11 protein-coding genes are annotated in these 11,754 nt (G+C 63.0%); 8 read left to right on the forward strand and 3 right to left on the reverse strand.

Annotated features, from left to right (window positions below):
- The first annotated feature begins 12 nt into the window (after window positions 1–12).
- The 7 genes from E6X30_RS04600 to E6X30_RS04630 all read left to right on the forward strand — a co-directional run bounded on the left by E6X30_RS04600 (window position 13) and on the right by E6X30_RS04630 (window position 7,172).
- Window positions 13–1,377 carry an aspartate kinase gene (locus tag E6X30_RS04600; protein WP_016663776.1) on the forward strand — a complete coding sequence of 455 codons (1,365 nt, stop codon included), beginning with the start codon at window positions 13–15 and terminating at the stop codon, window positions 1,375–1,377.
- A 22-nt stretch (window positions 1,378–1,399) separates the two neighbouring features.
- A complete protein-coding gene (locus E6X30_RS04605; protein WP_016663777.1) occupies window positions 1,400–2,470 on the forward strand; it encodes an aspartate-semialdehyde dehydrogenase in 1,071 nt (356 codons plus the stop codon).
- 186 nt (window positions 2,471–2,656) lie between these two features.
- Window positions 2,657–3,325, forward strand: coding sequence for a TetR/AcrR family transcriptional regulator (locus E6X30_RS04610; RefSeq protein WP_016663778.1), 669 nt, complete (start codon window positions 2,657–2,659; stop codon window positions 3,323–3,325).
- A 5-nt stretch (window positions 3,326–3,330) separates the two neighbouring features.
- A complete protein-coding gene (locus E6X30_RS04615; RefSeq protein WP_016663779.1) occupies window positions 3,331–3,675 on the forward strand; it encodes a PRC-barrel domain-containing protein in 345 nt (114 codons plus the stop codon).
- A gap of 191 nt (window positions 3,676–3,866) precedes the next feature.
- Complete coding sequence (locus E6X30_RS04620; RefSeq protein ID WP_016663780.1) at window positions 3,867–5,201, forward strand: UDP-glucose/GDP-mannose dehydrogenase family protein; 1,335 nt, start codon at window positions 3,867–3,869, stop codon at window positions 5,199–5,201.
- A 36-nt stretch (window positions 5,202–5,237) separates the two neighbouring features.
- Window positions 5,238–6,257 (forward strand): dTDP-glucose 4,6-dehydratase, encoded by a 1,020-nt coding sequence (gene rfbB, locus E6X30_RS04625; protein ID WP_016663781.1) that lies wholly within the window; start codon window positions 5,238–5,240, stop codon window positions 6,255–6,257.
- A 9-nt stretch (window positions 6,258–6,266) separates the two neighbouring features.
- Window positions 6,267–7,172, forward strand: coding sequence for an NAD(P)-dependent oxidoreductase (locus tag E6X30_RS04630; RefSeq protein ID WP_016663782.1), 906 nt, complete (start codon window positions 6,267–6,269; stop codon window positions 7,170–7,172).
- On the opposite strand, the gene E6X30_RS04635 is transcribed toward E6X30_RS04630, so the two are convergent.
- The 3 genes from E6X30_RS04635 to E6X30_RS04645 form a co-directional block, all read right to left on the reverse strand.
- A complete protein-coding gene (locus E6X30_RS04635) occupies window positions 7,169–8,368 on the reverse strand; it encodes a hypothetical protein (RefSeq protein WP_016663783.1) in 1,200 nt (399 codons plus the stop codon). The genes E6X30_RS04630 and E6X30_RS04635 overlap by 4 nt on opposite strands.
- Window positions 8,369–8,505: 137 nt before the next feature.
- Complete coding sequence (locus E6X30_RS04640; RefSeq protein WP_016663784.1) at window positions 8,506–9,915, reverse strand: NAD(P)/FAD-dependent oxidoreductase; 1,410 nt, start codon at window positions 9,913–9,915, stop codon at window positions 8,506–8,508.
- Window positions 9,916–10,045: 130 nt separating this feature from the next.
- Complete coding sequence (locus E6X30_RS04645; protein ID WP_016663785.1) at window positions 10,046–10,516, reverse strand: VanZ family protein; 471 nt, start codon at window positions 10,514–10,516, stop codon at window positions 10,046–10,048.
- Between the two features lie 42 nt (window positions 10,517–10,558).
- Here E6X30_RS04645 and E6X30_RS04650 point away from each other — a divergent pair, with 42 nt between their 5' ends.
- On the forward strand, window positions 10,559–11,752 hold the full coding sequence (locus E6X30_RS04650; protein ID WP_016663786.1) for an exonuclease SbcCD subunit D: 1,194 nt from the start codon (window positions 10,559–10,561) through the stop codon (window positions 11,750–11,752).
- The last annotated feature ends 2 nt before the right edge of the window (window positions 11,753–11,754 follow it).

Consider the following 11,754-nt stretch of genomic DNA (forward strand, 5'->3'; position numbering starts at 1 on the left):
GGAAGCTCGCCCATGGCGCTTGTCGTACAAAAATTTGGCGGATCCTCCGTTGAGGATGCCGCCGCGATCAAGCGCGTCGCCGCGCGCATCGCTCTGTACGCGAAGGCGGGCCACGAAGTCGTGGTCGTCGTCTCGGCGATGGGGGACATGACCGATGAACTCATCGACCTCGCTCAAGAAGTGACCGCGCAGCCGCCCGCCCGCGAACTCGACATGCTGCTCACGGCGGGCGAACGCATCTCGATGGCGGTGCTCTCGATGGCCCTCAACGCCAATGGCGTGAGCGCGCGGGCATACACGGGCTCGCAGGCGGGCATGATTACCGACGAGCTTCACGGCGGCGCCCACATCATTGACGTGACCCCCGGGCGTATCCGCAGCGCGCTCGACAACGGTCACGTCGCCATCGTCGCGGGCTTTCAAGGGGTGTCGCGCACGACGAAGGAAATCACGACTCTCGGTCGCGGCGGGAGCGACACCACCGCCGTCGCCCTCGCGGCAGCGCTCGAGGCAGACGTGTGCGAGATCTACAGCGACGTGGATGGAATCTTTACCGCCGATCCGCGCATCGTGTCGAGCGCATGCCGCATCCCCGAGATCAGCTCCGAGGAGATGCTGGAAATGGCCGCTGCCGGAGCGAAGATTCTCGCCCTTCGATGTGTCGAGTACGCGCGCCGTTTCGAGGTTCCACTCCACGTGCGTTCGAGCCACAGCGGCCGTATCGGCACCGTGATTTGCGAGGATCCCGATCGGGACTTCCCGATCGACCCCGACCTTACCCGCCTTGGCGCACTCGCGGGCGCCTGTGATGTTTCACCTACGAAGGAGGAGGCCCCCGTGGCATTCCTGACAGAAGGGGGCCATGAGGCCCCGATGATCACGGGCATCGCCCACGACCGCAGCGAGGGTATGGTGACCCTCGTCGAGGTCCCCGATACGCCCGGGAAAGCCGCGGCAATTTTCGAACTCGTCGCGTCCGTCGGCGCGCATGTCGACATGATCGTCCAGAATGTCTCAACTGTCGACGGTACAGTCGCGATTTCGTTCACAATTCCCGAGGCGCACGCCGAGGCTGCCACACGTGCGCTCGAGGCAGCGCGAAGCGAGATCGGCTATCGCGAGTTGCGGTACACCGGCCAGATCGGCAAGGTCTCGATTATTGGCGCGGGCATGAAGTCGAACCCCGGCGTGTCCGCGACGGCGTTCCGCGCGCTGTCGAACGCGGGGATCAATATTTCGATGATTTCGACCTCGGAGATCCGCATCAGCGTCGTGACTCGCGTCGACGAGCTCGACCAGGCTGTGCGGGTGCTCCACACGGCTTTCGGCCTCGACGGCGAGGGTGAAGCCATCATTTACGCCGGAACGGGTCGCTGAGCGCGACCGAAAGGAGAGGGCAATGGGCGAAAAGGTTATGGATAGGGACCCGTCGGGGCCGGTCATTGCTGTCGTGGGGGCAACGGGCCAGGTGGGCCGTGTCATGCTCGCGCTTCTCGAAGAGCGTCGCGTGCGGCACTCGCGAATCCGCCTTTTTGCGTCCGAGCGTTCGGCGGGTACGCGTATGCGTGTCAATGGCGAGGACCTCGTGGTAGAAAACGCCGAGACCGCAGTGCTCGAGGGTGAGGGCAATACGGTCGATATCGCGTTGTTCAGCGCGGGTGGTGCGACCTCGAAGCGCCTCGCTCCCGTGTTTGCACGCGCCGGTGCCACTGTGATCGACAACAGTTCCGCGTGGCGTAAGGATCCGGATGTCCCGCTCGTTGTCGCCGAAGTGAACGGAGAGTGTGCCGAGAAAGCGCCGAAAGGCATTATTGCGAACCCGAACTGCACGACGATGGCGGCGATGCCGACCCTCAAGGCTCTTCACGAGCGCGCCGGGCTCGAGCGGCTCACGGTTGCGACCTACCAGGCTGTGTCCGGCAGCGGCCTCAAAGGCGTCGACGAGCTTGCGAACCAAACGCGCGCCCACGTGAATGACCTTGAGTCGCTCGCCCTCGATGGCCGAGTCGATGCTGAGCCGGCGCCATGCGTGTATCCAGCTCCGATCGCGTTCAACGCGGTCCCGTTCGCGGGGGCGCTTGTGGACGACGGCTCGCTCGAGACCGATGAAGAGCAAAAACTCCGCAATGAGTCCCGGCGCATTCTCGATCTTCCGGATCTCCGTGTGTCGGGCACGTGCGTGCGCATTGGGGTGTTCACGGGGCATTCGCTCAGCATCCACGCCGAGTTTGAGCGGCCGATCACCGTGGACGAAGCCGAGGAAGCGGTCCGGGCCCAGGTGGGCGTCGACCTCGTTGATGTGCCCACGTCGCGCCTTGCTGCAGGGCGCGACGGCACATTCGTGGGGCGGTTCCGCAGTGATCAGGCGGTTCCGGATGGTCGCGGACTTATCTTCTTCGTGTCCTCGGACAACCTTCGCAAGGGCGCGGCCCTCAACGCGGTGCAGATATGCGAGCGGCTTGCGGGCTGAAGCCTCGAAGCTGTGACATACTGGGAGTAACTGCTGGAAATATTGGTATTCGCCCGTGAATCCACCCCCATGCTCATCGCCGTAACTTAGCGTACGTGCAGGTCGTGACCCTACAGTGTTGTGCGGGCGAGCGTGCGTAGCAGCCACAAGGTTCACGCGCCGTCACAGAGCCTAGGAGTGTTGCCCATGACCCCCGATCGCCGAGCAGCCCGTCGCACGGCCGATCCATCGCCCGATCACGGCGCCAGAGTCAACCTCACGCGGGCGCGCGGAGAGCGCACTCGCGAGGTCATCCTCGAGGAAGCGACGCTCCTGTTCTCCACGTACGGCTACCGTGGCACGTCGCTTCGCGATATTTCCGAGCGCGTGGGAATCTCCCACCCGGGTATGCTCCATCATTTTTCCCGTAAGGAAACCTTGCTCCAGGCGGTCCTCGAGCGCGCGGCACGCCATTTTGAAGAGCTCATCGATGACTTCGTCGAGACGGCGCAAGAGCCCGCGGCGATTCGTGACTGGGATGCGGTGCGGCAGTACCAGTCCGTGATGTTCGCCGTCGTGAGGGCCGAGGCTGTCGAAAAGGATCACCCCGGTCACGAAGCGATCGTGGGAATGCAGACGATGGCAGAAGAGAAGCTCACCGCCCTTTTTGAGATGTACGAAGAAAAGGGCTGGCTCGACGAAGGTGCGAGCCCCGAGTGGATTGCCCGCTCGATCGTCGCGATGTGGACGGGGGTCTTCATGCGCGATGCCCTCATGGGCGATGGCCTCTATGACCATGACCTCTCGATTTTCTTGCGCATGTTCGTCATCCCGCTGCGCGAAGCCGATCCGTTTACCCCGACGAGCAGAAAGTAGCGTGTATGGCGACCGAGGTTGAGCTTGATCGACTCCGCAACGCTCTCGTGCGCGATGCCTCCGGTGCGCGCCTCGGTAAAGTGTGCGAAATTTTCCTCAATGATCGCACTCAAAAAATCTCTTTTGTGACGCTTGCACTCGGGCCTTTCGGTACGCGTGAAATCTATATTCCCTACGAATATATTGACCTTGATGAAAGTGGCCCCAGAACCGCGGTTCGGCGCGAAATTCTCGAGGATGCCCCGCGCGCGAACGGGCTCGGTCATTTGACGTTCACGCAAGAAGAACAGTTGCGCGAATACTACGAGTCGGCCGTGATCGCTGACCCGCACTCGTCGCCGCACGATTGATCCGTGTGGGGTCGAGTGGTCGCGGCGACCGTCGGAAACCAGACATTGTTAACGGGCGCGTGAACGGCTGAAAGTACGCGGTGAATTCTCGGTAACCCGGGCCGGGGTGTGAGTGTGCGGTCGGTAGGGTCGAATCAATGACGGTTTTTCGCCGTCAAAGATTCGCTTACTTCTTCGTCACAAGGATATATATGAAAATCTCGGTTATTGGGCTCGGATATCTTGGTGCAGTTCACGCGGTATGCATGGCGGAACTGGGGCACGATGTCGTGGGGATCGATGTGGATACCGAGAGGATCGCCAAGCTTGAGCGCGGTGAAGCGCCATTTTTCGAGCCCAGTTTCCCCGAAAAACTCTCCGCAGCTCTCGAGCGCGGAAATCTCCATTTCTCGACGGATCTCGCGGATGTGCGCGAGTGCGACGTGCACTTTGTGTGCGTGGGTACGCCGCAGGGGTCCGACGGCTCCGCGGATCTCGCCGCTCTCCATGCTGTACGCAAGGGCCTGAGGGAAATTCTCGCCGGATCGACGCGCGACAGGATCCTTGTGGTGGGCAAATCGACCGTGCCCGTTGGGACAGCGCGCGGCCTCAGCGAGGCATTTGCGGATCTTCCGAACGTCGAACTCGCGTGGAATCCGGAGTTTTTGCGCGAGGGGTACGCGGTGAAAGATACGCTCGGCCCGGATCGCCTCGTATACGGCGTGCACGAGGAGCAGAAGTTTTCCATCACGCATCTCGACGAGGTGTACGCCTCGATCCTCGAGGCCGGGACGCCCCGCCTTGTGTACGGGTACGAGAGCGCCGAGCTCGTGAAGGTGAGCGCGAATGCGTTCCTCGCAACGAAGATCAGTTTCGTCAACGCGGTCGCGGAGATGTGTGAGGCGACGGGCGCCGACGTTGTCGAGGTTGCCGAGGCGATCGGTCTTGACGAGCGCATTGGCCGACGCTTCCTCAAAGCCGGCATCGGCTTCGGCGGCGGCTGTCTCCCTAAAGACGTGCGGGCCTTCATTGCGAGTGCGGAGGAGCACGGTGTGGGGGAGTCCTTCGAATTTCTCCGCAACGTCGATCGCATCAATCAGAAGCGTCGCGCGCGCCCCGTGGAGCTCGCCCTCGAGTATTTCAACGGGGACCTCACGGGGGTGCCCATCACGGTTCTCGGCGCGGCATTCAAGCCCTATAGCGATGACGTGCGTGATTCGCCCGCGATCGACATCGCCCTTTCCCTCGCGCGCCACGGTGCTGATGTGCGGATCACGGATCCGCAGGCTCTCGCGGTCGTGCGAGGCCGCTACGAGGAGTTGACCCTCGTGGACGATCTCGAGGAGGCGATGAGCGGCGCGCGCTTGCTCATCCTCGCGACGGAGTGGCAGGTGTACCGCGACCTTGATCCTGCTCGTGTCGCGGAGCTCGTGGCCGAGCGTGCGGTGATCGACGGACGCGGGGTCTTCGATCTGGCCCGCTGGCGCGAGGCGGGCTTTACGATCATGGCGCTGGGGCGTGGGGAGAGGGCCGGGAGACTCGCCTAACAGTCTGGCGCTCGTCGTCGTGGCACACTAGCAGCTATGGGTGGTGCTGCACACTTGATCGTGACCGGTGGCGCGGGATTCGTCGGTTCGAATTTCGTGCACTATGTCGTCACGCACACCGATTATTCGGTGACAGTTCTTGATGCTTTGACGTACGCGGGGAATGAGGCAAACCTCGAGGGTCTTCCCCAGGATCGCGTGCGTCTCGTTGTTGGCGATGTCGCTGATCGTGAAGCCACTCGTGCGCTTGTCGAAAGCCTCGATCCTGAAACGGATGCGGTTGTGCACTTTGCTGCCGAGTCCCACAACGATCGATCGCTGAGCGACCCGACCGTGTTCGTGCGCTCGAACATTGTGGGCACTTTTGCCCTGCTTGAAGCGGTGCGCGAGTTCGGCGTGCGTCTCCACCACGTCTCTACCGACGAGGTCTACGGCGATCTACCGCTCGAGGATGATCGGCGGTTCACGGAAGAATCCCCTTACCGGCCAAGCTCTCCCTATAGCGCGACGAAAGCCTCGAGCGATCTTCTCGTACGCGCCTGGACACGCAGCTTCGGGTTACGGGCAACCATCTCGATTTGCTCGAATAACTACGGGCCTCGCCAGCACGTTGAGAAGTTCATTCCCCGACAAATCACGAATCTTCTTGATGGAGTGCGGCCGCGGCTCTTCGGTGACGGCGCGAACGTTCGCGATTGGATTCATGTTGACGACCACTCTTCGGCCGTTCTTGCTATCCTCGAGCGGGGCCGCATCGGTGAGACGTACCTGGTGGGTGCGAAGTGCGAGAGAAGCAACCGCGAGGTTGCGCGGGTCATTCTCGAGGCCTTCGGGCGCGACGGAGACGACATCGACTTTGTGGCCGACCGGCCCGGGCACGACGTGCGCTACGCGCTCGACGCACGCAAGCTTGAGGACGAACTCGGGTGGCGCCCTCGCCACCGCGACTTTGATGCCGGTATCCGCGAGACGATTGAGTGGTATCGCGAGAACGAACAGTGGTGGCGCGCCTCAAAGGCCGCAACTGAAGCGACATACGCGAAAAACGAACAGTAAGGAATGCCCGTGTCCCACGACTTTGCATCCCCGCCTGCCGAACGCGAATGGCAAGAAGCGGCCTCCTCGCCCGAGCGTACCCTCGTGGTGGGTGCCGCGGGACAGCTAGGGCGAGCTCTCCAGGGGCTGTGGCTCGGTCGCGACGATGTTGATTTCGTGGACCGCGAGGTCCTCGATGTCGGCGCCCATGACTCAATCGCCGCTTTTGATTTCTCGCCCTACAGTGTGATCGTGAACGCCGCGGGCTATACCGATAAAGACGGCGCGGAAAGTGCCGAGGGGCGCCGAGAAGCATGGGCGGTGAACGCCAAGGGGGTTGCACTTTTGGTCTCGGCCGCGCGTGAGGCGGGTGCCGTGCTCGTGCACATCTCGAGTGACTACGTCTTCGATGGTTCGGTCGCGTTCCACACGGAGGAGGAAGGCTTCGCCCCGCTCGGCGTCTACGGACAGACGAAAGCGGCCGGTGATGCCGCGGTCTCGACCCTCGATACGCACTACATTCTCCGGACGAGCTGGGTTGTCGGCGAGGGCAAGAATTTTGTTGCGACGATGCGTGAACACGCCGTTAATGGCGAGTCGCCCTCGGTCGTCAACGACCAGTTTGGGCGTTTGACCTTTACGGATGAAATCGCGCGTGCGATCGATTTTGTGCTGCGCGCCCGGGTGCCGTTCGGCACCTACAACGTGACGAACTCAGGCGATATCACCTCGTGGTTCGAGATCGCGCAGAGAGTCTACGAGCTCACGGGGCACGACCCGGAGAACGTTCAAAGCGTCTCAAGTGCCGAATACCTCGATACACACAAGGGCATCGCGCTTCGCCCCATCAATTCCGCGCTCGACCTGAGCAAAATTACCGAGGCGGGCTTTCACCCGCGCGATCAGTTCGAGGCGCTCGCCGCGTACCTGGCCTAGCTATTGCGGCGCATTAGCACGATCGCGCCCGTAGCCGCGAGGCCGAGGCCCGCAATCACGCCGCCGATGAGCCATGCGACCGATAGGCCAAGCGGCTGCCGCGAGGGATCGGTGATGAGCTGGGTGGAGCCCTCCGTCGGCTCCTCTTGAGGCTGACCGGGCGTCGGGCTCGGGGTTGGGCCTGGTCTGACGATGCCGCCAGCATCGCCGTTGCCACTCGTGCCGTGGTGGCTGAGTTTCGAATAGTCGCTTCCCACGGCGCCGAAGTCGGCTGAGCGTCCGTAGCCGCTTCGCTGAGGAATACGGGACATGGCGGAGGGGTGAGAGCGCACGAACCTCGATCCGCCAGCCTCGGTTGAGGATCCTTCGGGCTCACCCGTTTGTTCGCGCGAGGGCGTCGTCGAGGGTTCGGTGCTGCCGGGGCTGTCGCCCGGATCGGCGGGGAGCGGCGCTTCCGTTTCAGGGCGCGGGGAAGGGCGCGCTGACGAGGATGGGGACGCCGGTTCCGTTGGTGAAGGTGCAGGTTTCTCCGTGGGATCCGGCTTCGGGGTGGCGGTAGGCTCCGCAGTTGGTTTGGGATCCGGCGTCGGCGTGGGGGTTGGGTCAGGTTGATCCGTAGGGCTTGGCTCCGGCTTCGGCGTCGGGCTAGGCGAGGGCTGATCGGTGGGATCGGTGGGATCGGGCTTTGGCGTCGGTTCAGGAGTCGGGGTTGGCGTGGGCTCAGCCGGCTCGGTGACGGTGACCTGCGCACTGGACTTCGTGCCGCCCTTGAGTGGGGCGACAGTGACCATGTAGTTTCCGGGCTCCGCGATGACGAAGGTTACTCTTGCACGCCCGTTGGCGTCCACAATCGCGGTGTCACGCGAATAACCGAGCGGCGGGAGCTCGACCGGATTACCTTCGGTGGGGGTTGCGGTCGCTTCGAGTTCGACGGCTGGATCGGCGTGGCGGTATTCGCCTCGCACCTGCGTGCCTTCCTTGAGGCCGCATACGAGTGCCGTAAACGCCTTTCCCTTTTCGACCTTTGCTTCGGAAAGGGTGACGGTTCCCGGTGTGCAGGTGGTGTCGACAGCAAAAGCGCTCACTGTCTCAAACGGCACCGTACCCGAGATCGCCAGTACCGAGGCAAGCACACTCGCTCCTGCGACGACACCGCTCAGGCGGCGGCGAAGCGCAGTCGTGCGGGGCTGGGCCATGGGGTGCGTCCTCGTGGTCAGGCGAGCGATAGAGATTCCACGCGGAAGATTCACCGCGCTCCACCTCACGATAGGCCACGAAACAACCGTTAAGCGTGTAGCGCGCTTAAAACCCGTGTAAAACCCGGGGCATCACCCTAGCGGCGCATGCGCGGCCTGCCCGGATCCTTGAACCGTTTGCCGGCCTGGTAGCCGAACCGGCGAATCGGCGCATTTTCCCGAAAGGCCCTGCGAGCTCCGAGCGAATCCACGTCACCCACGACCGGGTTCGGCACACGGGAAATGCCCGTGCCGTTGTAGAGATACAGGAGGTTCGCGGCAACCGAACGGCGATTGCGTGTACCGAGCAACTTCGAGACGTGCACGCCCAGCCATGCGAGCCACCCGATCGAGCCCTGGAGATTCACGCCTCCGGGCAGTTCCGCGATAGCGGCACGCCGACCGATCGTCGCCATCGCCCCCAGGTCGTTGTAGTGGAACGGTTTGTGTGCAGCGTCCTCATCGCCGTCGACGAGGGCCTTGATCGCGCGGGCCACGTGCTGGCCCATTTGCACGGCGGGTTGGGCGAGTTGCGGCTGTGGATCATCGCCACCGGCGATATCACCCGCGGCCCACACGTTGTCATAGCCCTTGACGCGAAGGGTGGGATCGACATCGATTCGCCCCCCGCGCCCCTGCGGGAAACCCCACGCGTTGACGGACGTCGACACGCTCACGCCGGCGGCCCAGATCGTGATGTCTGATTCGACGTAGCTGCCGTCGGCGAGGCGCACAAAGTCGTAGCCGACCTCCTCGACACCCTGGCCAAGGCGCAGCGTCACGCCGCGCTTTTCAAGCTCGCGCGCCGCATACTCGCGATGCTGAGGCTCGAAGGCTTTGAGGAGCTCATCGCCGCGTTGAATAAGGGAAATCTCGAGCGTTCCCGGGTCCACCTCGGGGTAGAGCACATCGAGCTCGCTAATGCGGAAATCAGCGAGTGCCCCCGCGATTTCCACGCCCGTGGGGCCACCGCCCACAATCGAAATGGCGAGGCGGTCGGTGAAGCTCATCTCCGTGAGCTGCGTGGCACGCTCGAGCTCCGCGAAGATCCGCTCGCGGATCTCGAGAGCCTGCGAGCGGGTGTACATCGGCATCGCGAACTCTTCCGCGCCCGGGGTGCCGAAATAGTTCGTGGTGGCGCCATTTGCCAAAACGAGGTGGTCGTAGCGCACCGAGCCTCCGTCGGAAAGCTTCACGACCTGATCGTCGGTGTCAATCCCCGTGACCTCTCCCTGGCGAAAGCGCATGTTGGGGGCGTGGAGGGAGAGCCCGCGCAGGAACATCGTGACGTCGCCAGAGTTGAGGCCCGCGGTCGCAACCTGATAGAGGAGCGGCTGGAAAGTCTTGTACACGTTCCGATCGATGAGCGTGACCCGCACGCGAGCATCGCGCAGGGCAAGCACGAGGTGGGCGCCGGCGAAGCCGCCGCCAACGACCACGACATGGGGCCAACTTGCGCCATCTTTGGCGGGCACGGTCTTGCGATAGAACGCGGGGAGCAGGGGCATGAACGATCTGGTCCTTCAGTGATGCGACTCGGCTATGGCCGCCCATAACGGTAAATCGGTGACGTGAAAGAAAGCTCCACATCCTGTGAGCCGCGCGACTGTCGTGAGGCTCGCGATCATGTCGCAGTCGTTATCCTGCGGTGCGGCGGGTGCGGGACCGCTGGGCGAGCGCGAGTTCGATCCACAGCGCTCCGACTCCGAGGGCGATTCCGCATGCGTCGGCAAGCGCGTCGGTGACATCTGCTGAGCGCGCGGGCATGAACGATTGCAGGACTTCGATCGCGGCGCCCCACAGGAGGAGGACGGCAATGAGAACGAGCAAGTGTCGGACCTTCACGACCCCGAAAACTGTCTCGAGCCTCGTGTTCCCACGCTGGTGCGCGCCACTCTCAGCACGAGGGGACCACGAGAGAGCCCGCGAGTCTTCGAGACATAGAAGTCGTGAAAACGCCCAGGTCGTGAAAGCAAACACGAGGATGTGTCCCAATTTATCCGCGCCGGGGAGGAAGGCAACCGGCTCGGCGGCTTCGGGAACTTTGGGCAGAAAGAACACGGCATTTGCGAGGGCGGCTACGAAGGCGAAAAAAGGCGCAGACGTCATGAGGTGAGTTTAAATGTCCCACCCTCCTCTTAGAGTGAAAGCATGAAAATTCTTCACACGTCGGATTGGCACCTCGGGCGCACCTTGCACGGTGAGAACCTGCACGAATACCAGCGGGAGTTCCAGGATTTCCTTCTGGCGAAGGTCCGTGAAACCGGAGCGCACGCTCTCGTGATCGCCGGCGATATCTACGATCGCTCGGTCCCGCCCGTCGAGGCGGTTGAGCTTCTGCACGAGTCGCTCGCAGCGCTCGCGGAAGAAACCACGGTGATCCTCACGCCAGGCAACCACGATTCGGCGGTGCGGCTCGGCTTTGGCGCAAAACTCATGCGGCCCGGCATTCACATTCTCGCGGATGTCGAAGGGATCGAGCACCCGGTTTCGGTTGCCGATGAGCACGGTGAGGTGCTCTTTTTCGGGCTGCCCTTCCTTGATCCGGATCTTGCGCGCTACAGCCTCGCTCCCAAGGGTGGGGACCCGCTTCCTCGCACGCACGAAGACGTTACGGTGCAGGCGATGGATCGAGTCCGTGCAAAACTCGAGATTCTCGGGCATCCGCGAAGCGTCGTGCTTGCCCACACCTTCGTTGCGGGCGGGGACGGCTCGGATTCCGAACGCGACCTGAGCGTGGGTGGTGTGGCGTCTGTTCCCGGTGGCGTGTTTGCGGGGGTCGACTACGTCGCGCTCGGCCACCTCCACGGCTGCCAAAACATGAGTGCGCTTGTCCCTGGCGAGCGGCCCGTCGCGTGGTACTCGGGAAGCCCTCTGGCCTTCTCGTTCTCGGAGCGTCACCACACCAAAGCCGTTCTTCTTGTCGAGATGGACTCCTCGGGGTTGGTCGAGGTGGAACGTATTCCCACCCCCGTGCGCCGCCGACTCATCGAACTGGACGGCTCTCTCAAAGAGATTCTCGATAGTGCCCCGAACTATTCGGAGGATTGGGTCCACGCGATCGTGCGGGAGGAAACTCGCCCCGCGCACCTTCAGCAGGTCCTGAGCGCGGCGCTTCCACATCTCCTTTTTACGGAGTTCCGCTCCACACGCGAAACGGAATCTAGTGCCGCGCCGGTTGTGACGCGCGAGGCTTCACCGACGGAGGTCATCTCGGAATTCTTCGACTACGTCACGGGTGCCGAACCGAGCGCCGTGCAACGAGACATCATCGAGCAGGTGCTCGCCGATGCGCGCGCACGTGCCGATCTCACGGAGTCGCACGCACAGCGAAAGGCTTCCTGAAT

The organism is Dermabacter sp. (assembly GCF_032550575.1).
In the GTDB taxonomy this organism is placed as follows: domain Bacteria; phylum Actinomycetota; class Actinomycetes; order Actinomycetales; family Dermabacteraceae; genus Dermabacter; species Dermabacter hominis.